This window comes from Streptomyces sp. NPDC048297 (genome assembly GCF_043201585.1).
GTDB lineage: Bacteria > Actinomycetota > Actinomycetes > Streptomycetales > Streptomycetaceae > Streptomyces.
Window position 1 is genome coordinate 79,224 of sequence record NZ_JBICZA010000027.1, and the last position, 26,001, is coordinate 105,224.

Here is a 26,001-nt window from a genome sequence, read left to right on the forward strand (position 1 = left end):
CGCGGCGAACCGCGCCACCAACGACGACCGCCCCGCATTTCCCCGCGTGCCCTTACCCCCGCGAGCCATCCGGCCGACGGCCCGTCGACTCCCCAGGGGCGCGGGGAACTGCGCGACCAACCACAACCAACCCGCACCCACCCACCGCCCCGCACTTCCCCACGTGCCCGTATCCCCGCGAGCCATCCGGCCGACGGCCCGTCGACTCCCCAGGGGCGCGGGGAACTGCGCGACCAACCACGACCAACCCGCACCCACCCACCGCCCCGCACTTCCCCACGTGCCCGTATCTCCGCGAGCCATCCAGCCGACGGCCCGTCGACTCCCAAGGGGCGCGGGGAACTGCGCAACCGACCACGACCAACCCGCAGCCAAGGAACACCGCCCAGCAAAAAACCGCCCACCCGCACCGCGCCTACGCATGGGTGCGCCGCCGCGCCCGCCACACCGCCGCCCCCGCCAGCAGCGCGACCACACCGACACCGATCGGCAACCCCAGCGAGGGGCCACCGTCCGACTCCTTCGCCGAAGCCCCCTTCGCCGAAGCCCCCTTCTGCGGAGCCTTCCCCCCGGTAGCGACCTGCTCACCGCACCCCTTCTGGGGGTACCCGGCGATGGCGCACAACAGGGCGTTGGTGTCGTAGCGCAGGGGCTTGGCGACGGCGGCCAGGGCCTCCGCCGACGTCGCGTCGGAGGCGACCCGCGCGCAGGCCGTGCCGCGATGCGCCGGCGGCGTCTCACCGGAGGGGGCGTCCGCGGGGACGCCGAAGTCGATGACCAGGGCCACCCGTTTCGTCCCCGACTTCGCGGGCGTCCCCGCGCAGATCGTCGAGAAGTCCGCCGTGCCGCGCGGCCGGCTCGCGTCGGAGGAGTCCGCGCTGACCGCGAACCGGAAGCCCTCCACGGAACCGTCGTCGGGGCGCGCGGTCGCCGGGCCCTGCGTGGCGTACGTCCAGTGGCCACCGGAACGCTCCCAGAACGACCAGTACCGGTACCCGGCGGCCTGCGCCTGCCCCGCCCCGACCAGAAGGACGAACGCGGACATAAGCGCAAATACCAAAGCGAATACCACCGTAGGTATCAGCGTGGCCGTGGCACGGCGGACGGCGGTCACGGCTGCCGCTTCTTGCGGCCGCTGAGCAGGAAGCCGATGCCGATGCCGGCGACGAGACCGACGCCGACGATCCACCAGACGCCGTTGCCGGAACCCTTCTCGTCGGCCTTCTTGTCGGCCTTCTCCGCCTGCGTACCGTCCTTCTTCTCCTGCTGCGGAGCCGGCCCCAACTTGTCCAGCGCCGTCACCAGGTCCGTGCCGCCGAAGTCCCGCGGCTGCTCACCCATCGCGTGGGCGGTGAGGACCAGTTGGGCGTAGGCGGCCGGACCGGTCTGACCCGCCCAGGCCACCGCGTTCTTCTCCAGCCAGGCGTACGGCTTCTTCGCCTGCGCGGTCCAGCCGTTCGCGGCGAGTGCGACGACCGTGTCGGCCGTGTTGCCGTAGTCGGGCTGGTCCGTGGCGCCCGGAAGGGCGGACGTCAGGTGACCGGTCCTGGCGACGGCGCCCGCGAGGTACGCGGAGGCGTTGTCCGCCAGCCGGCCCGGCGTGGCCTTGCCGGAGGAGGAGCAGGCGGGGGCCTTGTCCCGGGCCTTGCCGGGCTCCACCACGAACCCCTTGCCGAGCGCCCCCAGCACACCCGCCGCCGTCGCGTCCGCGTTGGCGACGAGCTTGCCCTTCTTGTCGGGCTGGTAGGCGAAGGCGCCGCCACCGTCCGCGGAGCAGGGGAGGGCCAGGCCCGCCAGCGCCTCGTCCGGGGTCCCGCCCTTGCCGCGCAGCGCGGCGGTGTCCTCACCGGCGGACGCGAGGGCGCCGACGACGACGGACGTGGAGTTGGTGTCGCTGGCGCCGCCGGGCGAGTAGCCCCAGCCGCCGTCCTTGTTCTGCACGGTCTTCAGCCAGGCCACGGCCTTGCGGACCTCGCCGTCGTGCCCGCCGACCGCCCGCAGGGCCTGGACGGCCGCGCCGGTGCTGTTGGTGTCGCTCTGGGCACCGCCCTTGCCCCCGCAGGGCGCCGCAGTGTCCGCCCGGAACGCGGCGAAGGAGCCGTCGGCGCACTGCTGCCCCACCAGCCAGTCGACGGCCGAGGCGGCAGGCCGCTCACTGACGGTGTGCTGGGCGAGCAGGGACAGCGACTGGCGCCAGACGCCGTCGTACGTCGGGTCGGCCTTGCCGAACAGCCCGGCGGGGAGCGTCACCTTCGGGGAGGCGGACGGGGACTGGCCGGCGGCCGTGGCGGGCGCGGCGGCGGCCAGCACGCCTACGGCGGCGAGAGCCGCGGCACTGCGGCGGACGTTCATGGTCGGCGACTGCCTCTCCTGCGGGGGCCGGCAGCGCACGGGTAGCACCCGGGCGGCTCGGCTCCGTATACCTCGACGGTGCCGTGCACGGCGGACCGCCGCGCACGCGAGCCGGTCAACGTCCCGTGCGAGGCGGTCCGGCTCACCGTCCTGGGGACGGCTCACGGTTGCGGGTCAGCGCCGGAATTGCACCGGCTTCCCCCCGTACAGGTGTGATGACGACCCCGCCACTTTACCGGCAGCCTCGCGCGGCCAGGGGAGTGGCCGTGCGCACAGGAACCCGGTGACCGGGCTCACGGCCGATGACGGGGACGGGACCCATCACGGGGACGGGGCCCATCACGGGGACGGGGCCCATCACGGGGACGGGGCCCATCACGGGGACGGGGCCCATCACGGGGACGGGGCCCATGACGGCGACGGGACCCATGGTTAGGCTCTGGGTGGATCGTGGCGGCGAAGAGGGGGTTGCGCACATGAGCGGGGAAGTGACGGCGGTCAGCAGCAACAGCGTGTACTCGTTCACGAAGCCGAACCGGGAGAGCATCACCCTGCTCGCCGGCCTCGGTGTCGAAGGGGACGTCCACGCCGGTGTGACGGTCAAGCACCGCTCGCGCATCGCGCAGGACCCCACGCAACCGAACCTGCGCCAGGTCCACCTCATCCACGCAGAACTCTTCGACGAGGTCGGAGAGGCGGGCTTCCGCGTGGCGCCCGGCGAGCTGGGGGAGAACATCACCACCCGCGGCATCGACCTGCTCCGCCTGCCGGTGGGCACACTGCTGCGCATCGGCGCCGCGGCCGTGGTCGAGGTGACCGGCCTGCGCAACCCCTGCCTGCAGATCGACACCTTCCAAGGCGGACTGCTGAAGCAGGTCGTCGGCCGCGACGACCTCGGCGACATCGTCCGCAAGGCCGGAATCATGAGCGTCGTGAAGGAGGGCGGCGTCGTGCGCCCCGGCGACCTGATCAAGGTCGAACTGCCGACCGGCCCGCACCGTCCGCTCGAAAAGGTCTGATCACACCGCCACGAACGTGACGATCACACCGCCACGTACATCACCGGTTCGCTCCCCGGGACGGCCTCCGCGCGGCCCAGTTTCACGAGGCGGCGCAGATGGGCCTCGGCCTCGGAGACCGCGATGGTGCGGGAGCCGTAGGGGATGTCGGACCAGGGACGGTTCCACTCCATGCGCTCGGCGAGCTGCCAGGGGGTGAGGGGGACGGAGAGGAGGGAGAGCAGGCCGGTGAGCCGGTCCTCGTGGTGGGTGAGGAGTTCCCGGACCCGGGCGGGGGCGTCGGTGAAGGCGTGCTGGTGTGCGGGCAGGACCTCGGCGGGGGCGAGGCGGCCGACCCGTTCCAGGGAGTCGAGGTAGTCGCCGAGGGGGTCGGTCACGGTCGCGTCCTCGCGGTCCTCGTACAGGCCGATGTGCGGGGTGATCCGCGGGAGCAGGTGGTCACCGCTGAACAGGCGCCCGTGGCCGGGGAGTTGAGCGGGGTGCTCCTCCTCCAGGTGCAGGCAGACGTGGCCGGGGGTGTGACCCGGGGTCCAGATCGCGCGCAGCCGGCGGCCGGGCAGGTCGAGGAGTTCGCCGGGGACGACCTCGCGGTCCGGGAGCGCGGGGGACAGGCCGGGAAGGGTACGGCGGCCACGCGCCGCGCGCAGCGGAGCGACATGGTCCTCGGGCGCCCCCGCGGCCGTCAGCTTGTCGGCCATGTACGAGAACCACCGCTCCGGACGCGTCTCCCGCGCCCGGCGCACGATCTCCGTGTCGGCCGCGTGCATCGCCACCCACGCCCCGGACGCCTCCCGCACCCGCGCGGACAGCCCGTGGTGGTCCGGGTGGTGATGGGTGATGACGACCCCGTACAGCTCCTCGACCGAGGTGCCGCAGCCGGCGAGCCCCGCGACCAGCGTGTCCCAGGACGAGGGGTCGTCCCAGCCCGTGTCCACGAGCACCGGGCCACGGTCGGTGTCCACGACGTACACCAGCGTGTGCCCGAGGGGGTTGTCCGGATGGGCACCTGGACGGACCGCACGCCCCCGCCGTGATCGAACGTCCCGGCCATCTGTCCTCCGCCCCACCGACGCCGCTGCCCCATGCCCATTGCCCCATGCCAATGACCAACGACCGATGACCATTGCCCACCATAACTGGAACTGATATCAGTTCTGATGCAGCGTCAGATACCGTGTGCGGCAGTGCGGAGGCGGTCGGCCATGACGGAACTCGTGGAGCACGGGCAGCTGTTCATCGGAGGGGAGCCGACCGACCCGTTGGGCCGGGACGTCATCGAGGTGATCTCCCCGCACACCGAGGAGGTCATCGGCCGGGTGCCGCACGCCTCGCCGGCGGACGTGGACCGGGCGGTGGCCGTCGCGCGGCGCGCGTTCGACCAGGGACCCTGGCCGCGCGCGTCGGTGCGGGAGCGGATCGAGGTCGTCACGCGCATCAAGGACGGCATCCTCGCCCGGCACGAGGAGATCGCCCGGGTGATCTCCGCCGAGAACGGCTCCCCGTACTCGTGGAGCGTCCTCGCGCAGGCGCTCGGCGCGATGATGGTGTGGGACGCGGCGATCCGGGTCGCCCAGGACTTCCCGCACGAGGAGCGCCGCGACGGCATCCTCGGCCCGCTCCTCGTCCGGCGCGAACCGGTCGGCGTGGTCGCGGCCGTCGTCCCGTGGAACGTCCCGCAGTTCGTGGCCGCGGCCAAGCTCGCGCCCGCGCTGCTGGCCGGCTGCACGGTCGTCCTCAAACCGTCCCCGGAGTCCCCGCTGGACGCGTACCTGCTCGGCGAGATCGCGCGCGAGGCCGGGCTGCCGGAAGGCGTGCTGTCCATCCTTCCCGCCGACCGCGAGGTGAGTGAGTACCTGGTCGGGCACCCGGGTGTCGACAAGGTCTCCTTCACCGGCTCGGTCGCGGCAGGCAAGCGCGTGATGGAGGTGGCCGCCCGCAACCTCACCCGCGTCACCCTGGAACTGGGCGGCAAGTCGGCCGCGGTCGTGCTGCCGGACGCGGACCTCGATACCGCCGTGTCGGGCATCGTCCCGGCGGCCTGGATGAACAACGGCCAGGCCTGTGTCGCCCAGACCCGCATCCTCGTCCCGCGCGCCCGCTACGACGAGTTCGCCGACGCCTTCGCGCGGGCGGCGAGCGCCCTGAAGGTCGGCGACCCGCTCGACCCCGCCACCCAGGTCGGCCCCCTGGTCGCCCGGCGCCAGCAGCAGCGCAGCCTCGACTACATCCGCATCGGCCAGGAAGAGGGCGCCAAGGTCCTCAGCGGCGGTGGCCGCCCCGCCGGACTGGACAAGGGCTGGTACGTCGAGCCCACCCTCTTCGGGGACGTCGACAACGCCATGCGCATCGCCCGCGAGGAGATCTTCGGGCCCGTGATCTGTCTCCTGCCCTACGGCGACGAACAGGAGGCCGTGAAGATCGCCGACGACTCCGACTACGGCCTCTCCGGCAGCGTGTGGACGGCGGACGTCGAGCGCGGCATCGAGGTCGCCCGGCGGATCCGCACCGGCACCTACTCCGTCAACACCTTCAGCCTCGACATGCTCGGCCCGTTCGGCGGCTACAAGAACTCCGGTCTGGGGCGGGAGTTCAGGCCCGAGGGCTACTCCGCCTACCTCGAACACAAGATGATCCACCTCCCGGCGGGGGCCTGAGGATGGGAGACCGCTGGCACATCGAGGTCGACCGCTCCCTCTGCATCGGCTCCGCCCAGTGCCTCCACCACGCCCCCGACGGCTTCCGGCTCGACCCGGCCCGCCAGTCCCACCCCGTCGAACCGGACACCGACGCCGGCGAACCGGTTCTGAGCGCGGCCGAGAGCTGCCCGGTCGAAGCCATCATGATCACCCTGGCGGACAGCGGCGAACCGGTGTTCCCGCCGGAGGACTAGAGGGCCAGAAGGCAGGATGACCAGAAGGCCGAAAGGTCAGGGGACCGGAGGACTGACGGCCAGAGGTCGGTCAGCGGGACGCGTCCGGGTCCGGGTCCGCGTTCGGGTCCGGGTCCGTCAGGTCGATCAGGCGGCACACCGTCTCGATGTCGATCTTGACCTGGGCGATGGAGGCGCGCCCCGAGAGCCAGGTGATGAGGGCCGAGTGCCAGGTGTGCTCGATGACGCGGACCGCGGAGAGCTGCTCGGGGGTCGGATTCTCCCGGCCCATCGCGTCCAGGATGATCGCCGTGGTCTGCCGGGATACCTGGTCGACCTCGGGGGAGACGCTGCGGTCCGCGAAGGTCAGGGCGCGGACCATGGCGTCGGCCAGATGCGGTTCGCGCTGCAGGGCGCGGAAGGCCCGCATCAGGGTCTCCGCGACCCGCTCGGCCGGCCGCTCGCCCGCCGGGGGCTTCTTGCGCAGCGTGCCGTGCATGCGCTCCAGCTGGTCCTGCATGGTCGCGACCAGCAGATGCACCTTGGACGGGAAGTAGCGGTACAGGGTGCCCAGGGCCACCTGCGAGGACTCGGCGACCTCGCGCATCTGCACCGCGTCGAAACCGCCCCGGCTCGCCAGTTGCGCGCTCGTGTGCAGGATCCGCCGCCGACGGGCCTGCTGCCGCTCGGTGAGCGGTTCCGACAGGGGCCGGACGCTACTGGCTTCCGCCTTGGATTGCGCTGGCATGGGTCCCGTTCCGTGACAGTCGGTGAGGGCGTCTGTAGGGCATGTGATCGAACAGCGGGGCAGGGGCCCGCGCCGTGGCGTGAATCACCTGATCCACTGCTCACAGCATCCCTACCTGCCGGTAGATTCAGAACCTCTTGAACGATCAAGTCTGAAACTTGTTCTAGATTAGCGTCCCGTCATACTGTCGCGGGACAGTGCAGGCAGAGAGGGGCCCAGAGTGACCGCTGAGGCCAGTCAGGCGGGTCCTCGGCAGGATCTGGCTGCCGACGGCAGGCGACCGCTGGACATCGCACTCCTCACCTACAAAGGGAACCCGTTCTGCGGCGGCCAGGGCGTCTACGTACGCAACCTGTCCCGCGAACTGGCCCGCCTCGGCCACCGCGTCGAGGTCATCGGCTCGCAGCCGTATCCCGTGCTGGACGAGCACGAGGACTACGCCGGCCGGCTGAGCCTGACCGAGCTGCCCAGCCTCGACCTCTACCGCCAGCCCGACCCCTTCCGCACCCCGGACCGGGACGAGTACCGGGACTGGATCGACGCGCTCGAGGTCGGCACGATGTGGACCGGCGGCTTCCCCGAACCGCTGACGTTCTCGCTGCGCGCCCGGCGCCATCTGCGCGCCCGGCAGGGCGAGTTCGACGTCGTCCACGACAACCAGACCCTCGGTTACGGCCTGCTCGGCGACATCGGCGCCCCCCTGGTCACCACGATCCACCACCCCATCACCGTCGACCGGCAGCTCGAACTGGACGCGGCCGAGGGCTGGCAGCGCCGCTACTCGGTGCGCCGCTGGTACGCCTTCACCCGCATGCAGAAGCGCGTCGCCCGCCGGCTGCCCTCCGTGCTCACCGTCTCCGGCAGCTCCCGCCAGGAGATCGTGGACCACCTCGGCGTCCGCGACGACCGCGTCCACGTGGTCCACATCGGCGCCGACACCGACCTCTTCTCGCCGAATCCGGCCGTCGCCGAGGTGCCCGGCAGGATCGTCACCACGTCCAGCGCCGACGTGCCGCTCAAGGGCCTCGTCTTCCTCGTGGAGGCGCTCGCCAAGGTGCGCACCGAGCACCCGGCCGCCCACCTCGTCGTCGTCGGCAAGCGCCCCGCCGAGGGCCCGGTCGCCCAGGCGATCGAGCGGTACGGCCTCGAAGGCGCCGTCGGCTTCGTCAAGGGCATCTCCGACGCCGAACTGGTCGACCTGATCCGCTCGGCCCAGGTCGCGTGCGTGCCCTCGCTGTACGAGGGGTTCTCGCTGCCCGCCGCCGAGGCCATGGCCACCGCCACCCCGCTGGTCGCCACCACCGGCGGCGCGATCCCCGAGGTCGCCGGGCGCGACGGCGAGACCTGCCTCGCGGTACCGCCGGGCGACTCCGGCGCGCTGGCCGCGGGGCTCGGCAGGCTGCTGGGCGAGAGGGAGTTGCGGGCCCGGCTGGGCGCGGCAGGGCGTGAACGGGTCCTGCGGCACTTCACCTGGGCGCGAGCCGCCGAGGGCACGGTGGCCCGGTACCGCGAGGCCATTGCCCTCTCCCGCGCCCGAAACCCGGCCGCCCGCCACTCCGCGGCCACGGCGACGAGCGGGCCCGACCAGGTGACGCGGGCCGCGCGGGAGACCGAGGCCGAGCAGGTGACGCAGGCCGCACGGCTGACCGAGGCCGTCAAGTGATCGTGGAAGTCCATCAGTTGACCGCCGACCTCAACTCCGAAAGCAGGGCCACGTGCTGACCGTCGACTTCTCCCGGTTCCCGCTCGCCCCCGGCGACCGTGTCCTGGATCTCGGCTGCGGGGCCGGCCGGCACGCCTTCGAGTGCTACCGGCGCGGCGCGCACGTCGTGGCCCTCGACCAGAACGCCGAGGAGATCCGCGAGGTCGCCAAGTGGTTCGCGGCGATGAAGGAGGCCGGGGAGGCGCCCGCCGGCGCCACCGCCACGGCCATGGAGGGCGATGCCCTCGCGCTGCCCTTCCCGGACGAGTCCTTCGACGTCGTCATCATCTCCGAGGTGATGGAGCACATCCCCGACGACAAGGGCGTGCTCGCCGAGATGGTGCGCGTGCTCAAGCCGGGCGGCCGGATCGCCGTCACCGTGCCCCGCTACGGCCCCGAGAAGGTCTGCTGGGCGCTGTCCGACGCCTACCACGAGGTCGAGGGCGGCCACATCCGCATCTACAAGGCGGACGAACTGCTCGGCAAGATCCGCGAGGCCGGCCTGAAGCCGTACGGCACCCACCACGCGCACGCCCTGCACGCCCCGTACTGGTGGCTGAAGTGCGCCTTCGGCGTCGACAACGACAAGGCGCTGCCCGTCAAGGCGTACCACAAGCTGCTGGTCTGGGACATCATGAAGAAGCCGCTGGCCACCCGGGTCGCCGAGCAGGCGCTGAACCCGCTGATCGGCAAGAGCTTCGTGGCCTACGCGACCAAGCCGCACCTGCCCCGGGTGGACGCCAAGTGACGACTCCCCGGACAGAACACCTCGTCCTGCCTGGGGTCCTCACCGCCGAGCAGGCCGCCGAGACCGTCCGCGGCATCCTGGCCGTGCAGCGGGAGGACGGCGCGATCCCCTGGTTCCGCGGGCACCACCTGGACCCGTGGGACCACACCGAGGCCGCGATGGCCCTGGACGCGGCCGGCGAGCAGGAGGCCGCAGAGCGGGCCTACGACTGGCTGGCGCGGCACCAGAACGAGGACGGCTCCTGGTACGCCGCCTACGCCGACGGCGCCCACGACGACGTCACCGACCGCGCCCGCGAGTCGAACTTCGTCGCCTACATAGCCGTCGGCGTCTGGCACCACTACCTGTCGACCGGGGACGACACGTTCCTGGACCGGATGTGGCCGACCGTCTACGCGGCCGTCGAATGGGTGCTCGGGCTCCAGCAGCCCGGCGGGCAGATCGGCTGGCGGCGCGAGGACGACGGCACCCCCACCGCGGACGCCCTGCTCACCGGCAGCTCCTCGGTCTACCACGCCCTGCGCTGCGCGCTCGCCATCGCCGAGCAGCGCGAAGAGCCGCAGCCGGACTGGGAGTTGGCGGTGGGCGCGCTGCGCCACGCGATCCAGCGGCACCCCGAACGCTTCCTGGACAAGGACCGCTACTCGATGGACTGGTACTACCCGGTCCTCGGCGGCGCCCTGACCGGGGCGCAGGCCAAGGCGCGCATCGAGGAGGGCTGGGACCGTTTCGTCGTGCCCGGCCTCGGCGTGCGCTGCGTCGTCCCCAACCCGTGGGTGACCGGCGGCGAGTCCAGCGAACTCGCCCTCGCGCTGTGGGCGGTCGGCGAGTCGGACCGCTCCCTGGACATTCTCCAGTCCATCCAGCATCTGCGCGACCCGGAGAGCGGCCTGTACTGGACGGGCTACGTCTTCGACGACCAGGTCGTCTGGCCGCGCGAGCTGACCACCTGGACGGCCGGCTCCCTGCTGCTGGCCGTGGCCGCGCTGGGCGGCCACGACGCCACCTGCGCCGTCTTCGGCGGCGATCTCCTGCCCCTGGGACTCGACCCGGACTGCTGCGGCTAGCGCCGGCCTGCCCGGCGCCGGCCCACGGCGTGTTCAGGGCCGGTGCATGCGGACCGCGACGGCGTGGGCCCGCGCCGTCACGGCGACACCGCAGGCGCATACCCACCGGATTTCCGCGAAACGGAAGACGAAACCCGAGCGTTCCTCGAGTGGCGCGGCACGGCCGTTCGGGTGACGCTGCCGGTGGAGATACCCGCTCGGGGAGACATGTCCGGAGGACCTCGTGCCCGTTCCGATACGGCGCCTCTTCGTCGCGCTGACCCTGTGCTGCGCCCTCGTCGCCGGTTCCACCGCCTGTGGCAGCAGCGAGAAGACCACGAAGAACGACGTCTCGGCGATGGCCGCCGCAGCGGCGACGCCCAGCCCGAGCACGTCCGCCGAACGCCAGAAGTTCGCGAAGACCCGGTTCGTGGCGAACGCGGGCCTCGCGGCCGGCGCGACGTACCAGTGGATCGTCAAGCCCTGGAAGGACGGCAAGTTCAAGAAGGGCGCCAAGGGCCGCAGGGCGGCCCTGATCAAGGCCGGTCTGGCCGGCGTCTTCGCCTACAACCGGCTCAAGGCCGCCCAGCGCAACGCCCAGGGCGACCCGACGCTCGCCAAGGCCCTCGAACCGCTCAACGCCGGGATCAACTCCCTCAAGGATCTGCCGGCCAAGCTGCGCAAGGGCGACGGGAACGCGGCCGGCACCTACGAGGACCTGATCAACAAGGTGAAGGACGCGGGCCAGAGCGCCGGCGCCCCCGTCAAGAACCAGGTGCCCTCCGCCTCCCAGCTCACCAAGGGCTGACACCCGCCTAGGAGTTCAGCTCCGCCAGCACCCTGAGGGTGTCCGGGTCCGGTGACAGGGCCAGCAGGTCCGTCACCGGACCCTTGCGCCACAACTCCAGCCGCTCGGCGATGCGTTCGCGCGGGCCCACGAGCGAGATCTCGTCGGCGAAGGCGTCCGGCACCGCGCGCACGGCCTCCTCGCGCCGCCCGGCGAGGAACAGTTCCTGGATCCGCCGCGCCTCCTCCTCGTAGCCCATGCGGGCCATGAGATCGGCGTGGAAGTTGCGGGCCGCGTGGCCCATGCCGCCGATGTAGAAGCCGAGCATCGCCTTCACCGGCAGCACCCCCTCGACGACGTCGTCGCACACCTTCACCCGGGCCATCGGCGCCACCAGGAACCCCTCGGGCAGCTCCCGCACCGCGTCCCCGTACACCTCGGGACGGCTCGGCGACCAGTACAGCGGCAGCCAGCCGTCGGCGATCCGGACCGTCTGCGCCACGTTCTTCGGCCCCTCCGCACCCAGCAGAACAGGCAGTTCGGGGCGCAGCGGGTGCGTGATCGGCTTCAGCGGCCTGCCCAGCCCCGTGCCGTCCGGCCCCCGGTACGGCAGCGGATGGAAACGCCCCGCCGACCTGACGGGCCCCTCCCGCCGCAGCACCTGCCGTACGACGTCCACGTACTCCCGGGTCGCGGTCAGTGGTGACTTCGGGAACGGGCGGCCGTACCAGCCCTCCATCACCTGCGGCCCGGACAGGCCGAGCCCGAGCATCATCCGCCCGCCGGACAGATGGTCCAGGGTGAGCGCGTGCATCGCGGTCGCGGTCGGGGTGCGGGCCGCCATCTGGGCAACTCCCGTGCCCAGCCTGATCGTCGAGGTCCGCGCGGCGATCCACGTCAGCGGGGTGAAGGCGTCCGAGCCCCAGGACTCGGCCGTCCACACCGAGTGGTAGCCGAGCCGCTCCGCCTCGCGGGCCAGCGGCACATGACCGGCGTCCGGACCGCGTCCCCAGTAGCCGAGTGCGAGACCGAGCCGCATGCCTGCCTCCTGACGCTCCGTCAGTTCGCTTGCCGGGGGCCGACTGTACGACAACGGCCCCCCGCCCGGAAGGGCGAGGAGCCGTGCGCGAGGAACCGGACGGCTCAGCCGCGCTGGATCCCCGAGGTGTCCTGCAGCACGCCGCGGCGGCCGTCCTGGGTCTGGGCCACCAGCGCGGCACCGCGCTGCTCGACCGCCAAGTACCAGGTACCGGGGGCCAGTTCGGCGATCGGGTTCGGCGCGCCGTCCTCCCCGAACAGCGGACGGGCCACCGGCACGGCGAACCAGAACGGCGAGAAGTCCCCGGCCGCGGGCTGCGACGCCGCCGCACCCTGCGCGGCCGGCTGCGGCTGGGCCTGCGCCCCGTACGGCTGACCCTGCTGCGGCTGGGCCCCGTACGGCTGCTGCGGGGCCTGGGCGCCCGGGTAGCCGTAACCACCGGGCGGCTGGGCGCCGTAGGGCCCCGGGGCGCTCGGCTTGGGGGCCGGGACCAGGGCGGCCTGGAGGGCGGGGACGAGCCCGGTGGCCACGGCCGCGCCGGCCAGGACCAGAGCGGCGATGAAGCCGAGGATGAGACCGGCGGCGGCGTCGAGGCCCTCCGGGACGTCCAGCAGGGCCCAGAGCTGGATCCAGGCGACGAGGACCGTGAACGCCACGCCGACCGTGCCGAGATCGAGGCCGGCGACCTTGCGCGGCTGAGGCAGGCAACGGTTGACGACGATCAGGGCGGCGCCGATGACCCCGCCCATGTAGACACCGAGGCCGGTGCCGAGGCTGTCCCACGCGTTCGAGTCCAGGCTGTACCCGGAAGCTGAGTAGATCTTGAGGAACGACGCGATGAACAGCAACACCGCTGCTCCGATCACCACGCCGTCGCCTCTAGTGAGGGAGCGGATATTCACTTCAGCAGGTCCTTCGTAGGTCGTCTCGTCGTCGGTAGACACTATCGTCCGCAAGATCGTGCTGTCCGCCCGGTTCCGCCCGCCGGTCACGACTCACGCAGGAAGCTCACGATTCCCTCAGAGATCCCCTGCGCGGCCTTCTGCCGCCAGGCACCGGTGGTCAGCCGCGCCGAGTCCTTGCTATCGCGCATGTTGCCGCACTCGATGAACACCTTGGGGACTGTCGACAGATTGAGACCACCCAGGTCCGTACGTGTGACGAGACCGGTACCTTCGCCGATGTAGTTGGAGGGCGGCTCGCCGGTCTCGCGCAGGAAGGAACCCGCCACGCGCTGACCGAGGTCGCTGGAGGAGTCCAGGATCGGGCGGGTGTCCGCGGCGCCGGCGTGCACGGATCCGGGCAGGATGACATGGAAGCCGCGATCGCCCTCGGCCGCGCCGTCGGCGTGGATGGAGATGGCGGCGTCCGCCGGCGCGGTGTTGCCGATCCGCGCCCGCTCGTCGACGCACGGGCCCCAGGACGGCGAGTCGTTGTCGTGCGTCAGCCTCACCGTGGCCCCCTGCTGCTCCAGCAGTGTCCGCAGCCGGTGGGAGACGTCGAGGGTGAACTCGGCCTCGGTGTAACCGTCGTTGGTGGACGTGCCGGTCGTGTCGCATTCCTTGCGGCCGTTGCCGACGTCGACCTGGCGGTTGATCTCGGCCGTGTGCCGGAAGTTGCCGGGGTTGTGGCCCGGGTCGATGACGACGACCTTGCCCCTGAGCGAGCCGGATCCGGCCGGTGCGGACGCGCCGGGCGTCGGATCCGCCCGCTTGGCGTCGTCGCCGCCCCCGGCCGACGAGGGCTCACCCGCGCCCGGCGATGACGAAGAAGATGACGACGACGATGACGACGACACGGCTGATGACGAGGAGGGGGAACTGTGAGCACCCGCCGCGTCCGAGCCTCCGGATCCGCCCACCCCCTCGTACACCAGCCAGCCCAGCAGCGCTCCGGGAACGAGCGCGGCGAGGGCTACGGTCAGCGGCCCGCGCCGGGGCCGGCGGGGCTGCGGGGGTTCGAAGTCCGGGCCTACGTACGACACGCCTGCCACCCTAGCGGCCGTGCGGATCCCTCACCTCGCGGAGCGGGCCGGGCGGGTGGCGGGCCCGGGAGTGCGGGGGTGCGGGGGCGCGAGGCGCGGGGTGCGTGCTCCCCCGGGCGAACCCGGGTCAGATCCCCGCCCCGGTCCGGCGCAGCACCCGCATCGACCCCGTGACGGAGATCTCAGTGAACGCGCCCGACTCCAGCGCCCGCAGATACACGCGGTACGGCGCCTGCCCCGTGAACTCGTCCTCCGGCTCCGGGAACACGTCGTGGATCACCAGCAGCCCGCCCTCGGCGACATGCGGCGCCCAGCCCTCGTAGTCGGCGCCGGCGTGCTCGTCGGTGTGACCGCCGTCGATGAAGACGAGACCGAGGGACGAGTTCCAGATCCCCGCCACCTGCGGGGAGCGGCCGACCAGCGCCACCACGTGCTCCTCCAGCCCCGCCCGGTGCAGCGTCCTGCGGAACGTGGGAAGCGTGTCCATCAGACCGATCTCGGGGTCGACCGTCTCCGGGTCGTGGTAGTCCCAGCCCGGCTGCTGCTCCTCGCTGCCCCGGTGGTGGTCGACGGTCAGCGCGGTGACCCCGGCCGCCCGCGCCGCGTCCGCGAGCAGCACCGTCGAGCGGCCGCAGTACGTCCCGACCTCCAGCAACGGCAACCCCGCCCGCCCCGCCTCCACCGCGGCCGCGTACAACGCCAGCCCCTCATCGGTGGGCATGAACCCCTTCGCCGCCTCGAAGGCGGCCAGGATCTCGGGCGTGGGAGCGGTGCCGGGCATGGGGGCCTCTCGGTCGTACGACGCTGGGGCCGCCCATGCTGCCGCACCCCCTGTCACCAGGCGACAGGGGGTGCGGTGATGACACCTCGCGGTGCGGCGCCCCGAAAGGGGGGCGGGGCTGTGCCGACATGCGGCTCGGCCGCGTGGGCGCGACCAGCCACCACGAAACCCGCAGCCGCCGACCGGCAGACCCGCGGGGCCCGTTGCGCGCTCATACCCGCGGGGCCCGTTGCGCGCTCATACCCGCCGACCCCCTTACGCGCTCACACTCTCCGCAGGCAACGAAAGATCCAGATCGACAGCCCGCTCCTCACCGGGGTGCGTCGCCGAAGAAGCGAGCGGTCCATGCCCCGAAGCCCGTGCGGCCAGCACATACGCCCCCTGGGCCGGCACCACCACCGCATAACCGCCGTCCTCGTCGGAGACGGTCGCCCCCGCCTGCCGCCCCGCCCGGTCGATCAGCGTCACCTTGGCACGGGCGACCGGCACGCCGGACGCGTCCAGCACCCGCCCCCGGAAGCCTCGCAGCGCCTCCTCGACCCGCTCCAGCACCGCGTCCTCCTCACTGCTCGCCCGCAGCTGCGTGTGCTGGGACGGACGCCCGGAGTTCGGCAGGAAGAACGCCAGCAGCAGACCCACCGCCACAGCGGCCGTCGCGATCAGGAAGGACACGTGGAAGCCGTGCATGGTGGGCACCGCGACCCCGCCCACGTTGTTCGCCGTGTTGGCGAGCACCATGCCGATGACCGCGCTCGACACCGACGTGCCGATGGACCGCATCAGCGTGTTGAGGCCGTTGGCCGCGCCGGTCTCCGACGCGGGGACCGCGCCGACGATCAGCGCGGGCAGCGAGGAGTAGGCGAGGCCGATGCCCGCGCCGAGGATCACGGACGTGACGAGCGTCTGCCAGGCCGCGTCCATCAGGCCGAGTCCGCCGCCGTAGCCGACGGCGATGATCAGCAGGCCGATGATGAGGGTGACCTTGGGGCCGTAGCGGGCGGAGATGCGGGCGTAGACCGGCGCCGTGAACATCATCGTCAGGCCCAGCGGGGCCACGCACAGGCCCGCGACGACCATGGACTGGCCGAGACCGTAGCCGGTGGCCTTCGGCAGCTGGAGCAGCTGGGGCAGGACGAGCGAGACGACGTAGAAGCTGACGCCGACCATGATCGAGGCGAGGTTGGTGAGCAGCACCTCGCGGCGGGCGGTGGTGCGCAGGTCGACCAGCGGTGCCTTGACGCGTAGCTCGTACACGCCCCACAGGAGGAGCACGGCGACGGCCGCGGCGAACAGGCCGAGCGTGGTGCCCGAGGACCAGCCCCAGTCGCTGCCCTTGGTGATGGGCAGCAGGAGCAGCACCAGACCGGTGGACAGGCCGAGCGCGCCGAGCACGTCGAAGGAGCCCTCCGCGCGCATCGGGGACTCCGGTACGGCGACGAGGGTGAGGACGATGGCGAGCACGCCGAGGCCGGCGGCGCCGTAGAACAGGGCGTGCCAGTCGGTGTGCTGGGCGACCACGGCGGCGCCGGGCAGGGCGAGGCCGCCGCCGACGCCGATGGAGGAACTCATCAGGGCCATGGCCGAGCCGAGCCGCTCGCGCGGCAGCATGTCCCGCATCAGACCGATGCCCAGCGGTATCGCGCCCATGGCGAAGCCCTGCAGGCTGCGGCCCACGATCATCGTGAGCAGCTCGCTGGTGAACGCGCTGATCAGGGCGCCGGCCACCATGACGGCGAGGCTGAGGATCAGCATGCGCCGCTTGCCGTAGAGGTCGCCGAGCCGGCCCATGATCGGGGTGGCGACGGCGCCGGACAGGAGCGTCGAGGTCAGGACCCAGGTGGCGTTGCTGGGCGCGGTGCCCAGCAGTTGCGGCAGGTCCTTGATGACCGGCACGAGCAGGGTCTGCATCACCGCGACCACGATGCCCGCGAAGGCGAGCACCGGGACCACGGTCCCGCGCGCCTTCCGGCTGGGTTGATCGGTCGTCGAGTGGGACATGGGGTGAGGCCTCCCGCCTGGATGAGTACCGGGGAAACCTCGTATGCATGAGCATCTATTCCGTTGCTTCGGGCGTCTAACGAACTCTTGACCGACCCATGGGTTTCTGAATCGCCGTCAGGGGATGGTGCATTACAGGAACACGTTCTACTCTGGCGCGCCATGAAGGCCTATGTCGCCGGGGTCGGGATGACCCGGTTCGAGAAGCCCGGGACCCGGGAACGGCAGTACTGGGACATGGCGCGGGAAGCGGGCGGCGCGGCGCTCGCGGACGCCGGCATCGCCTACGACGACGTGGAACAGGTTCCCGTCGGCTACTGCTTCCAGCCCTCGACCGCCGGCCAGCGCGCCGTCTACGAACTCGGCCTGACCGGCATCCCCGTCTACAACGTCAGCAACAACTGCGCCACCGGCGCGACCGCGCTGATGCTGGCCCGCCAGCTCGTCGAGGGCGGCGCCTGCGACTGCGTACTGGCGCTGGGCTTCGAGAAGATGAAGAAGGGCACGCTCGGCGCGGGAGCCGGCACAGGTGACTTCTCCGCCTCGCCCGTGGCCCGGCACTACGGCGTCATGGCCGCCCGGCACGGCTTCGAGGCGACCCCGCCCACGGCGCAGATCTTCGGCGACGCGGCCCGCGAGCACATGGAGAAGTACGGCACCACCGAGACGCAGCTCGCCGCGGTCGCCGCCAAGAACCACCGCCACTCGGCACACGACCCCAACGCCCAGTTCCGGGACGTGTACGAGGTCGTCGACATCCTCGCCGCGCGCACGGTCCACCGGCCGCTGACCAAGCTCCAGTGCTCGCCGACCTCCGACGGCGCCGCCGCCGCCGTCGTCGTCTCCGAACGGTTCGCCGAGGAGCGCTCCCTGACCGGCCTGGTCGAGATCGCCGCCCAGGCCATGGCCACGGACACCGAGGAGTCCTTCGCCTCCGGCTCCTGCATCGACGTCGTCGGACAGCCCATGTCCCGGGAGGCGGCCCGCCGGGTGTACGAGCGTGCCGGGCTCGGCATCGAGGACGTGGACGTCGTCGAGCTGCACGACTGCTTCTCCGTCAACGAACTGCTGACGTACGAGGCGCTCGGCATGTGCGGGCCGGGGGAGTCCGGCCCGCTCGTGGAGTCCGGGGCGACGACGTACGGCGGCCGGTGGGTGGTCAACCCGTCCGGCGGGCTGATCTCCAAGGGGCACCCCCTGGGCGCGACCGGCCTCGCCCAGGCCGCCGAACTGGTCTGGCAGGTACGGGGCGAGGCGGGGGAACGGCAGGTTCCGGGGGCGCGCGTGGGGCTCGCGCACAACATCGGGCTGGGCGGGGCGGCGGTGGTGACGCTGCTGCGGGCGGTGGGGTGAGGGGGCGCAGGTCTGCGCGGTGTCGCGGGGGAGGGGGCTGCCGGGTGTCGCGGGGGGTCTGCGGGGTGTCGGGGGAGGTCTGCCGGGTATAGCGGGGGGTCTGCTGGGTGTCGCGGGAGGTCTGTGCGGTGTCGCGGGAGGTCCGCTCCGCTGAGTGTTGCGGGGTGCCTGCTGGGTGTCGGGGGAGGTTGCCCGGTGTCGCGGAGGCCTGCCGGGTATAGCGGATGGTCTGCTGAGTATCGCGGGAGGTCTGCCCGGCGTCGCGGGAGGATTGCCCGGCGTCGCGGGAGGTCTGCCCGGTGTTGGGGGGAGGTCTGCCGGGTGTAGGCCGTACGACCCACGAACCGATGGTCCGAAATGCCGATGCAAGGACTGTCGGCGGGTTGAGAACATGACGCCCATGCTCGAAGCCGCCGGCACCTCGCCCTCACCCCTCATATCCCGCCGCACCGCCCCTCCCGCCTGGGTGGTGGTCGCGCTGGCCTGCGCCGGGCAGTTCCTGGTCGTCCTCGACGTGTCAGTCGTGAACGTCGCCCTGCCGTCGATGCGCACCGACCTCGGGCTGAGCCCCGGCGGCCTGCAATGGGTGGTGAACGCCTACGCCATCGCCTTCGCCGGCTTCCTGCTGCTCGGCGGGCGCGCCGGTGACCTCTACGGCCGCAAGCGGATGTTCCTCGTCGGGCTCGGCGTGTTCACGCTGGCCTCACTGGGCGGCGGGCTGGCCCAGGAGGGCTGGCAGCTGCTGCTGGCGCGGGCCGTGCAGGGGCTCGGCGCCGCCGTACTGGCACCGTCGACACTGACCCTGGTGACGGCCGCGGTGCCGGAGGGTGCCGCACGGGCGCGGGCGATAGCGACATGGACCGCCGTGGGCGCCGGCGGCGGGGCCGCGGGCGGCATCGTCGGCGGGGTGCTGGTGGACCTGCTGTCCTGGCGGTGGGTGCTGCTGATCAACGTGCCGGTGGGCGCGGTGGTCCTGGCCGGTGCCGTCTCCTGGCTGACGGAGAGCCGCGCGGGGGACAGGCGGCGGCTGGACGTGCTGGGCGCCCTGCTGGTGACGGCGGGCCTCGCGACGCTGGCCTACGGCATCGTGCAGACCGAGGCGGAGGGCTGGACGGCCGCGGCCACACTGGTGCCGCTGTGCGCCGGCCTGGCCCTGATCGCCCTCTTCCTGCTGGTCGAGGCGCGTACGGCGGCCCCGCTGATGCCGCTCGGCCTGCTCCGGCTGCGCTCGGTCGCCTCGGCGAACGCGGCGATGTTCATCTGCGGCTCGGCGATGTTCTGCATGTGGTACTTCATGACGCTGTACACCCAGAACGTGCTCCACTACTCGCCGCTGGAGTCCGGGACCGCCCTGGTGCCCAGCTCGCTGTCGGTGGTGGTGGGCTCGAAGCTGGCGCCGCGGCTGATGCGGACGGCCGGGGCGCACAGGGTGGCGACGGCCGGCACGCTGGTGGCCGCCGTCGGGTTCGGCTGGCAGTCGACGCTGAGCGCGCACAGCCCCTACGTCACCGGAATCATGATCCCCGGCATGCTGATGATGCTCGGCGCGGGCCTGTCCGCGACCCCGCTGGCCTCACTGGCCACCTCCGGTGCGGCACCGGGAGAGGCCGGGCTGGTGGCGGGGTTGGTCAACACCTCGCGCACGATGGGCGGTTCGCTCGGACTCGCCGTCATGTCGACCGTCGCCGCGGCAGGGACGGGCGACGGCGGCGGGGCCGAGGCGCTGACGGACGGCTACGCGCTCGCCTTCCGCACGAGCGCGGCCGTGCTGCTGGGCGGAGCGGCGCTGATGCTGGTGTGGCTGCCGCACAGCGCTTCTTCGGCCGCGGCGGGATCTTCGGCTGGATCGTCGTCGGGATCCTCGGCTGGATCGTCGGCGGGGTCCTCGGCTGGAGCTTCGACGGAATCTCCGGCGGCACCTTCGACAGGATCTCCGGAGGATTCTCAGGCGGCGTCTTCGGTGGCGTCTTCGGAGGATTCTCAGGAGGCACCATCGGCGGCGGCCTCGTCGGAGGAATCTCCGGCGGAATGAGGCAACGATCCGAGGGGCTCATGGACTCCTTCTGACATCAAGGAGGTGCCCATGGGGGATCGGAAGAATGCTCGGGACGAGGAGTTCCAGAGCTTCATGGTCGGCCGCTGGCCGCGGCTGATGCGAACGGCATTTCTCCTCACGGGGGAGCAGCACGCCGCCGAGGACCTGGTCCAGTCGACGCTCGAACAGGCCTTCGTGGCCTGGCGCAGGGTCGGCGCGGCCGACGATCCGGAGGCGTACGTACGGCGCGTGATGATCAACCTGCACGCGCGCAAACACAGAAGAAGGCTCAAGGAGTTCCTGGCACCGAGGGACGACTCGGGCATGGTGCACGAGGTGGCCGGCACGGGCGACCCGATCGCCCAGGCCGACGACCGCGGCGCCCTGCTCACGGCGCTCGCCCAACTCCCCGCCCGGCAGCGGGAGGCGGTGGTACTGCGCTACTGGGAGGACCTGACGGAGACCCAGGCGGCGGAGGCGATGGGCTGCTCGGTCGGCACGGTCAAGAGCAACACGGCCAAGGGGATCGCGAAACTCCGCGCCATACCGGGACTGACCGGCATGGTGACGCAGGGAGGGCGGAAGTGACGAACGCGGACCAGAACAGGAACGACGACATGAGTCGTACGGACATCGCCCTCCTCCTCGCGGACGCCGCGGACGAGGTCGAGATCGGCATAGCCCCGGTCCAGGCCGTCATGCGGGCCGGCCGCCGTCGCAGAGCCCGCCGCTGGGCCGTGGCCGCGGCGACGGCGGTGGTGCTCGCGGGGTCGACGGGCGCGACGCTGGCCTTCGCCGGGCTGCCCGGACACGGGGACCGGGGGGCGGACGTGGCGAAGCCGCCGTCCTCGGCGCAGGCACGGCATGTGTACGAACCGTGGTTCACCGAGCTGGCCCGGGGGACCTACCGGGGCAAGGAGTGGAGCGCGGGCGTGGAGGTGTGGGGTGCGCCCCGCAACGCACCGGAGGCGGTGACGCAGTTCAGCGCGATGTCCCGCCTGGGAGTCAAGCCCCCGGTCGACAAGTCCGCCGACCTGATCGGCAAGACCTCGTACTTCGTGAGCCGCAGCTACGGCACCGAGCGCAAGTTGCAGGTCATGTACAACACGGCAGAGGAGGTGGATCACCTCTCGGGCACGGACGTCGAGGCCGTCGCCACCCGCTTCTCGTCCGACGGCGCGAGCTCCGGACGTCTGGTGATCGGCATGGTCGCGAAGACGGCCCGGCAGGTCACCTGCCACTGGAAGGACGGTACGACGACCGTGGCCGGCCGGGTTCCCCAGGGTCAGGGGACCCGCACCGACGCGGCGATCCGCCCGGCCGCAGGCTTTGCGGGGGCCGACTGGGTCGTGTGCGTGGCCCCGGAGGGGACGGCGTACGAGTCCGTGGAGGTGACGCAGGCATCCGGGGAGGTGACGAAGTAGGACCGCCGGGAGGTCACAGCCACCCCTGCTGCCGGGCCTCCCGCACCGCCTCCGCCCGGTTCCGCGTGCCCGTCTTGCCGATCGCGGACGACAGGTAGTTCCGGACGGTGGACTCGGACAGGTGCAGCTTCGTGGCGATGTCGGAGACGGTCGCTCCGTCCACCGACGCCGTCAGCACCTCGCACTCCCGGGCCGTCAGCGGATTCGGCCCGGCGCTGAGCGCGGCAGCGGCCAGCACCGGATCCACCACCGTCTCCCCGGTGAGCACCCGCCGGATCGCCCCGGCCAGTTCCTCCACGGGCCCGTCCTTGACGAGGAACCCGGCCGCTCCGGCCTCCATGGCCCGGCGCAGATAGCCGGGCCGGCCGAAGGTCGTCAGGATCAGCACCCGGCAGCCCGGCGCCTGCTTACGCAACTGGGCCGCCGCGTCCAGGCCGCTGATGCCCGGCAGTTCGATGTCCAGCAGGGCCACGTCCGGCCGGTGCAGCAGCGCGGCGTCCACGATCGCGTCGCCGGCCGAGACCTGCGCGACGACCTCCATGTCGTCCTCCAGGCCCAGCAGCAGGGCGAGGGCGCCGCGCATCATGCCCTGGTCCTCGGCGAGCAGAACCCGGATGGACTTGGCGGGCCGGTGGTCCCGGGGCATCTCGTTCACGGATCAAGCGTAGCCAGGGGGCGGTTCGTGCCGCTCCTGGTTGCGTGAGCGTCGACTCCGTCGAGTGTCCGTCGAGCCCTGCGTGCCCGTGGTGCCCGTCGTGCTCGTCGTGTCCGTCGTGTCCGTCGTGTCCGTCGTGCCCGTCACGTTGCTGTCGCCGTGGTGGTTGACGTCGGTGCCGGTGCCCCGGCGGTCCCGGCGGCTCCGGCGCCCCCGGTGGGCGACAACCCCACTGGTTCCACGGGGAGTTCCGCGGTGACCGTGAAGCCGCCGCGGGGGGAGCGGCCGGCGGTGAGGGAGCCGCCGGCCGCGGCGAGGCGTTCGGTGAGGCCGGTGAGGCCCGTGCCGCCGATGCCCTCGTGGGGGTGGGTGACGGCCTTGCCGGTGCTGGTGCTGGTGCTGGTGCCGGTGCCGGTGCCGGTGCCGTTGTCGGTGCCGTTGTCGGTGACCGTGAGCCGGACGCGTTCGGTGGCGCTGTCGACGGTGATCTCGCAGCGGGTGGCGTCGCTGTGCCGGACGACGTTGGTGACCGCCTCGCGCACCACCCAGCCGAGCAGTGCCTCGGCCGGCGGGTCCAGGGGGGCGCCGGACTGGCGCACCACCGGTTCCATGCCGGTCGCGGACAGGGCCGAGCGGGCGCGGGTCAGTTCGGTGGCCAGGCTGCCCCGGCGGTAGCCGGTCACCGCCTCGCGGATCTCGGTCAGCGCCTGCCGGCCCACCGACTCGATGTCCCCGATCTGTGCGAGCGCCGCGTCCAGGTCGCGCGGGGCGAGCCGCCGGGCCGCCTCGGACTTCACCACGATCACGGACAGGGTGTGGCCGAGCAGGTCGTGCAGATCGCGGGAGAAGCGCAGCCGCTCCTTCTCCACCGCCCGCCGGGCCAGTTCCTCCCGGGCGGCGCGCAACTCCCGTACGGCCTCGGCCAGGCTCAGGATCGCGGCGGTCACCATGGTGGACAGGAACGTCGCGTACCCGATGTTGGCCGCGTCCGACCAGCCGTCGCGGACACCGGAGAGGGCGCCCGCGTACAGCGCGAGCAGCACGCCGGCGCGGCCCAGCCACGGGCCGCGCAGGGTGGCGCCGGTGGCGAGGCCCAGCAGCGGGAAGAACATCAGCCAGTTGCCGCCGTACCCGAGCCCCAGACCTGTGGTCAGCAGGGCCATCAGGCCCAGCGCCACCCGCGTGGAGACCTCCTGGCGCTTGGCCCGGTCGAAGGAGCGGAAGGTGACGTAGATGTACAGGGAGTTGAAGGTGACCAGGCCCAGGCCGCCGACGACCGGGTTCGGGGTCTCGCCCTGGAGCAGGTTGGAGAAGGACCCGAGGCCCATCAGCAGCCAGGGCAGCAGGGCGAAGCCGGAGGGCGGCGGGCCCGGGTGGTCGACGTCCGGATCCTTCCCGCTCTTGCGGGCGGCCCGCTGTGCGGCCCGGAACCGTTCGACCTCGGCCCGCCACTGGGCCCGTTCCTCCCGCACGGACTGGAGGTGGCATCGCGTCCGCCGCAACCACGACATGTCTCTGTCCCCCGATCAGATGGTCCCCGCCCGGCGGCGGTACGACAGCACAGCGTACGAACCGAACGCCAGCAGCCACATGGTCAGCACGATGATCGCGCCGAGGGCGGGTCCGCGTCCCTCGGTGACGGCGGTGCCCAGCTGGGCGAAACGGCGGGTGGGCGTGAACGCGGACAGGGTGCGCAGCCAGTGCGGGAACAGGCTGACGGGGAACCACAGACCGCCGACCACCGCGAGCCCGAGGTTGCAGACCATGTTGACGACACCGGTGGCGGGCCCGGTCAGCCGGTAGCCGTTGCCGAGGCCCAGCAGGGTGAAGGGGAGCGAGCCGAACCACAGCAGCAGCGTGAGCGCGGCCCACTGCCAGGGCGCCAGCCGCACCCCGTTGACCAGGCCGCCGGCCACCAGCACGGCGACGATCGCGGGCAGCACGGTGACCGCGCCGGTCAGCACCCGCCCGGTCACCACCGCGCGCGGGGTCATCGGGGTCACGCGCAACTGCCGCAGCCAGCCCGTCGCCCGGTCCTCGGCGACCGCGCCGCCGGTGTTCAGCGCCGAGCCGACGGCACCGTAGGCGGCCATGCCGACCATCGAGGCCGTCCGCCACGCGCTGTCGTTCTCGCCGAGGTTGGTGAACAGCAGGTACATCATCACCGGCATCGCGATGCCGCCGATCATGAAGCCCGCGTCGCGCAGGGTGCGGCGGACCTCCAGGCGCACATAGGCGAGGATCACACCGCCTCCAGGTCGTGGTGGCGGTCGTCCGCCGAGTCGGGTGCGTCAGGGCGGCGGTCGTGGGAGGTGAGGGCGAGGAACGCGTCGTCCAGCGAGGCCGGGACCACCTCCAGGGCCCTGACCGCGCCCAGCCGGGCGAGGGCGATCACGGTCGCGTCGGAGTCGTCCGAGCGCATCCGCACCCGGTCCCCGCGCACCTCCACCGACCGGACGCCGGGCAGCAGGGCCAGCTCCCGCGGGTCGCGTCCGGCCGCCGCGACGGAGACCAGATTGCCGCCGGCCGCGCGCCGCAACTCCTCGCCGGTGCCGTCGGCGACGATCCGCCCGCGGTCGATGACCACGATCCGGTCGGCGTACGCGTCGGCCTCCTCCAGGTAGTGGGTGGAGAACAGGACGGTGTGACCGCGCCGGGCATAGGAACGCATCGAGTCCCAGAAGGCGCGCCGGGCCTCCACGTCCAGGCCCGCCGTCGGCTCGTCCAGCACCAGCAGGTCGGGGGCGCCGGCCAGCGCGAGAGCGAACCGCACCCGCTGGACCTGCCCGCCGGACAGCCGGTCCACCCGCCGCCCGGCCAGGTCCGTGATACCGGCAAGCTCCAGCGCCTGATGGACCGACATCGATGACGTGGCGGGGGTCTCGGTCTCCCCGCTCGGGCGAACCCGGGAGCGGGGGAGGGAGGCGACGAAGCCGACCAGCTCGCCGACGGTGACCCGGGTCACCGGGCGGGCGTCCTGCAGCATCGCCCCCACCCGCCCCGCCCGCACCGACCGCTCCGGCGCGGCACCGAACAGTTCCACCGTGCCGGTGTCGGGCGTGAGCAGGCCGAGCAGCAGGCCCAGCGTGGTCGACTTGCCGGCGCCGTTGCGGCCCAGCAGGGCCACCGTCTCGCCCCTCGCGATGTCCAGATGAATGCCGTCCACGGCGCGGACCGCACCGTACGTCTTGACCGCCCCCGTGAAGGACACGGCGCTTCGCGTCTGTGTCATACGGCCACGTTAGGAACCCGGACCCGGTGCGCGGCAGAGGCGGATGTCCGGACCCTGGCAGTACAAATGTCACTGCCGACGTCACCGCCAGCCGACGTCTGCGCCGACATCACCGCCTACCTGATCTGACACAGTGTCAGGAGTCTTCACAACTTCCGAGTGCTGGGCTATACAGGGGGCGCCGGACTGGAACGCGTTCTAGGTCCGCCCGTGGACGACCTCGGTGCGG

23 protein-coding genes, 1 pseudogene and 1 riboswitch are annotated in these 26,001 nt (G+C 72.3%); of the genes and pseudogenes, 11 read left to right on the forward strand and 13 right to left on the reverse strand.

Translation table 11 applies throughout. The annotated features are described in order from the left end of the window. Window positions 1-415: 415 nt before the first annotated feature. On the reverse strand, window positions 416-1,045 hold the full coding sequence (locus tag ACGFYV_RS26680; RefSeq protein ID WP_393881000.1) for an SCO2322 family protein: 630 nt from the start codon (window positions 1,043-1,045) through the stop codon (window positions 416-418). A 65-nt stretch (window positions 1,046-1,110) separates the two neighbouring features. Continuing rightward, window positions 1,111-2,352 carry a prenyltransferase/squalene oxidase repeat-containing protein gene (locus ACGFYV_RS26685; protein ID WP_393881001.1) on the reverse strand — a complete coding sequence of 414 codons (1,242 nt, stop codon included), beginning with the start codon at window positions 2,350-2,352 and terminating at the stop codon, window positions 1,111-1,113. 113 nt (window positions 2,353-2,465) lie between these two features. Further along, window positions 2,466-2,594: riboswitch (cobalamin riboswitch) on the reverse strand. Between the two features lie 234 nt (window positions 2,595-2,828). Here ACGFYV_RS26685 and ACGFYV_RS26690 point away from each other — a divergent pair. Continuing rightward, window positions 2,829-3,371 carry an MOSC domain-containing protein gene (locus ACGFYV_RS26690; RefSeq protein ID WP_393881002.1) on the forward strand — a complete coding sequence of 181 codons (543 nt, stop codon included), beginning with the start codon at window positions 2,829-2,831 and terminating at the stop codon, window positions 3,369-3,371. A 23-nt stretch (window positions 3,372-3,394) separates the two neighbouring features. Here the strand turns inward: ACGFYV_RS26690 and ACGFYV_RS26695 are convergent. Beyond that, a pseudogene (locus tag ACGFYV_RS26695) lies at window positions 3,395-4,422 on the reverse strand (MBL fold metallo-hydrolase). 151 nt (window positions 4,423-4,573) lie between these two features. Between ACGFYV_RS26695 and ACGFYV_RS26700 the strand changes: the two are divergent. Beyond that, the gene (locus ACGFYV_RS26700) at window positions 4,574-6,025 is read left to right on the forward strand and encodes an aldehyde dehydrogenase (protein ID WP_393881003.1); all 1,452 of its coding nucleotides are present in this window, start codon (window positions 4,574-4,576) and stop codon (window positions 6,023-6,025) included. Between the two features lie 2 nt (window positions 6,026-6,027). Next, on the forward strand, window positions 6,028-6,261 hold the full coding sequence (locus ACGFYV_RS26705) for a ferredoxin (protein WP_393881004.1): 234 nt from the start codon (window positions 6,028-6,030) through the stop codon (window positions 6,259-6,261). 70 nt (window positions 6,262-6,331) lie between these two features. On the opposite strand, the gene ACGFYV_RS26710 is transcribed toward ACGFYV_RS26705, so the two are convergent. Further along, a complete protein-coding gene (locus tag ACGFYV_RS26710) occupies window positions 6,332-6,988 on the reverse strand; it encodes a TetR family transcriptional regulator (RefSeq protein WP_393881005.1) in 657 nt (218 codons plus the stop codon). A gap of 220 nt (window positions 6,989-7,208) precedes the next feature. On the opposite strand from ACGFYV_RS26710, the gene ACGFYV_RS26715 reads away from it, so the two are divergent. The 4 genes from ACGFYV_RS26715 (at window position 7,209) to ACGFYV_RS26730 (ending at window position 11,292) form a co-directional block, all read left to right on the forward strand. Continuing rightward, a complete protein-coding gene (locus ACGFYV_RS26715) occupies window positions 7,209-8,651 on the forward strand; it encodes a glycosyltransferase family 4 protein (protein ID WP_393881006.1) in 1,443 nt (480 codons plus the stop codon). 52 nt (window positions 8,652-8,703) lie between these two features. Beyond that, window positions 8,704-9,438, forward strand: coding sequence for a class I SAM-dependent methyltransferase (locus tag ACGFYV_RS26720; RefSeq protein WP_393881007.1), 735 nt, complete (start codon window positions 8,704-8,706; stop codon window positions 9,436-9,438). Then, window positions 9,435-10,505: a prenyltransferase/squalene oxidase repeat-containing protein gene (locus ACGFYV_RS26725; RefSeq protein WP_393881008.1), complete on the forward strand. Its 1,071-nt coding sequence runs from the start codon at window positions 9,435-9,437 to the stop codon at window positions 10,503-10,505. The genes ACGFYV_RS26720 and ACGFYV_RS26725 overlap by 4 nt, the downstream gene beginning before the upstream one ends. A 223-nt stretch (window positions 10,506-10,728) precedes the next feature. Further along, on the forward strand, window positions 10,729-11,292 hold the full coding sequence (locus tag ACGFYV_RS26730; RefSeq protein WP_393881009.1) for a hypothetical protein: 564 nt from the start codon (window positions 10,729-10,731) through the stop codon (window positions 11,290-11,292). A gap of 7 nt (window positions 11,293-11,299) precedes the next feature. Here ACGFYV_RS26730 and ACGFYV_RS26735 read toward each other — a convergent pair whose 3' ends face one another. From ACGFYV_RS26735 to ACGFYV_RS26755, 5 genes are all read right to left on the reverse strand, one after another. Next, window positions 11,300-12,310, reverse strand: coding sequence for an LLM class F420-dependent oxidoreductase (locus ACGFYV_RS26735; RefSeq protein ID WP_393881010.1), 1,011 nt, complete (start codon window positions 12,308-12,310; stop codon window positions 11,300-11,302). A 104-nt stretch (window positions 12,311-12,414) separates the two neighbouring features. Then, the gene (locus tag ACGFYV_RS26740) at window positions 12,415-13,179 is read right to left on the reverse strand and encodes a hypothetical protein (RefSeq protein ID WP_393881011.1); all 765 of its coding nucleotides are present in this window, start codon (window positions 13,177-13,179) and stop codon (window positions 12,415-12,417) included. A gap of 119 nt (window positions 13,180-13,298) precedes the next feature. Further along, complete coding sequence (locus ACGFYV_RS26745; protein WP_393881012.1) at window positions 13,299-14,294, reverse strand: N-acetylmuramoyl-L-alanine amidase; 996 nt, start codon at window positions 14,292-14,294, stop codon at window positions 13,299-13,301. Between the two features lie 127 nt (window positions 14,295-14,421). Further along, window positions 14,422-15,075 carry a class I SAM-dependent methyltransferase gene (locus tag ACGFYV_RS26750; protein WP_393881013.1) on the reverse strand — a complete coding sequence of 218 codons (654 nt, stop codon included), beginning with the start codon at window positions 15,073-15,075 and terminating at the stop codon, window positions 14,422-14,424. 255 nt (window positions 15,076-15,330) lie between these two features. After that, entirely contained in the window at window positions 15,331-17,073 is a 1,743-nt protein-coding gene (locus tag ACGFYV_RS26755) for an MFS transporter (RefSeq protein ID WP_393881014.1), read from the reverse strand. Between the two features lie 162 nt (window positions 17,074-17,235). Between ACGFYV_RS26755 and ACGFYV_RS26760 the strand changes: the two genes are divergently transcribed. The 4 genes from ACGFYV_RS26760 (at window position 17,236) to ACGFYV_RS26775 (ending at window position 21,885) form a co-directional block, all read left to right on the forward strand. Further along, entirely contained in the window at window positions 17,236-18,426 is a 1,191-nt protein-coding gene (locus ACGFYV_RS26760; RefSeq protein WP_393881015.1) for a beta-ketoacyl synthase N-terminal-like domain-containing protein, read from the forward strand. Between the two features lie 400 nt (window positions 18,427-18,826). Next, window positions 18,827-20,458, forward strand: coding sequence for an MFS transporter (locus ACGFYV_RS26765; protein ID WP_393881016.1), 1,632 nt, complete (start codon window positions 18,827-18,829; stop codon window positions 20,456-20,458). Between the two features lie 51 nt (window positions 20,459-20,509). After that, window positions 20,510-21,049, forward strand: coding sequence for a SigE family RNA polymerase sigma factor (locus ACGFYV_RS26770; RefSeq protein ID WP_393881017.1), 540 nt, complete (start codon window positions 20,510-20,512; stop codon window positions 21,047-21,049). Next, window positions 21,046-21,885, forward strand: coding sequence for a hypothetical protein (locus ACGFYV_RS26775; protein WP_393881018.1), 840 nt, complete (start codon window positions 21,046-21,048; stop codon window positions 21,883-21,885). Before ACGFYV_RS26770 ends, ACGFYV_RS26775 begins: the two co-directional genes overlap by 4 nt. Before the next feature lie 13 nt (window positions 21,886-21,898). On the opposite strand, the gene ACGFYV_RS26780 is transcribed toward ACGFYV_RS26775, so the two are convergent. The 4 genes from ACGFYV_RS26780 to ACGFYV_RS26795 form a co-directional block, all read right to left on the reverse strand. Then, the gene (locus ACGFYV_RS26780; RefSeq protein WP_393881039.1) at window positions 21,899-22,531 is read right to left on the reverse strand and encodes a response regulator; all 633 of its coding nucleotides are present in this window, start codon (window positions 22,529-22,531) and stop codon (window positions 21,899-21,901) included. Between the two features lie 152 nt (window positions 22,532-22,683). Next, entirely contained in the window at window positions 22,684-24,051 is a 1,368-nt protein-coding gene (locus ACGFYV_RS26785; protein WP_393881019.1) for a sensor histidine kinase, read from the reverse strand. Between the two features lie 15 nt (window positions 24,052-24,066). After that, on the reverse strand, window positions 24,067-24,783 hold the full coding sequence (locus ACGFYV_RS26790; protein ID WP_393881040.1) for an ABC transporter permease: 717 nt from the start codon (window positions 24,781-24,783) through the stop codon (window positions 24,067-24,069). Further along, a complete protein-coding gene (locus ACGFYV_RS26795) occupies window positions 24,783-25,772 on the reverse strand; it encodes an ATP-binding cassette domain-containing protein (protein ID WP_393881020.1) in 990 nt (329 codons plus the stop codon). Before ACGFYV_RS26795 ends, ACGFYV_RS26790 begins: the two co-directional genes overlap by 1 nt. Window positions 25,773-26,001 lie beyond the last annotated feature (229 nt).

Bases quoted from the DNA above. Each gene is read 5' to 3' on its own strand.
- ACGFYV_RS26700 (WP_393881003.1), top strand. From the start codon at position 4,574: ATGACGGAACTCGTGGAGCACGGGCAGCTGTTCATCGGAGGGGAGCCG.
- ACGFYV_RS26760 (WP_393881015.1), top strand. From the start codon at position 17,236: ATGAAGGCCTATGTCGCCGGGGTCGGGATGACCCGGTTCGAGAAGCCC.
- ACGFYV_RS26780 (WP_393881039.1), bottom strand. From the start codon at position 22,531: ATGCCCCGGGACCACCGGCCCGCCAAGTCCATCCGGGTTCTGCTCGCC.
- ACGFYV_RS26705 (WP_393881004.1), top strand. From the start codon at position 6,028: ATGGGAGACCGCTGGCACATCGAGGTCGACCGCTCCCTCTGCATCGGC.
- ACGFYV_RS26690 (WP_393881002.1), top strand. From the start codon at position 2,829: ATGAGCGGGGAAGTGACGGCGGTCAGCAGCAACAGCGTGTACTCGTTC.
- ACGFYV_RS26685 (WP_393881001.1), bottom strand. From the start codon at position 2,352: ATGAACGTCCGCCGCAGTGCCGCGGCTCTCGCCGCCGTAGGCGTGCTG.
- ACGFYV_RS26755 (WP_393881014.1), bottom strand. From the start codon at position 17,073: ATGTCCCACTCGACGACCGATCAACCCAGCCGGAAGGCGCGCGGGACC.
- ACGFYV_RS26785 (WP_393881019.1), bottom strand. From the start codon at position 24,051: ATGTCGTGGTTGCGGCGGACGCGATGCCACCTCCAGTCCGTGCGGGAG.
- ACGFYV_RS26735 (WP_393881010.1), bottom strand. From the start codon at position 12,310: ATGCGGCTCGGTCTCGCACTCGGCTACTGGGGACGCGGTCCGGACGCC.
- ACGFYV_RS26765 (WP_393881016.1), top strand. From the start codon at position 18,827: ATGCTCGAAGCCGCCGGCACCTCGCCCTCACCCCTCATATCCCGCCGC.
- ACGFYV_RS26680 (WP_393881000.1), bottom strand. From the start codon at position 1,045: ATGTCCGCGTTCGTCCTTCTGGTCGGGGCGGGGCAGGCGCAGGCCGCC.
- ACGFYV_RS26795 (WP_393881020.1), bottom strand. From the start codon at position 25,772: ATGACACAGACGCGAAGCGCCGTGTCCTTCACGGGGGCGGTCAAGACG.
- ACGFYV_RS26750 (WP_393881013.1), bottom strand. From the start codon at position 15,075: ATGCCCGGCACCGCTCCCACGCCCGAGATCCTGGCCGCCTTCGAGGCG.
- ACGFYV_RS26770 (WP_393881017.1), top strand. From the start codon at position 20,510: ATGGGGGATCGGAAGAATGCTCGGGACGAGGAGTTCCAGAGCTTCATG.
- ACGFYV_RS26710 (WP_393881005.1), bottom strand. From the start codon at position 6,988: ATGCCAGCGCAATCCAAGGCGGAAGCCAGTAGCGTCCGGCCCCTGTCG.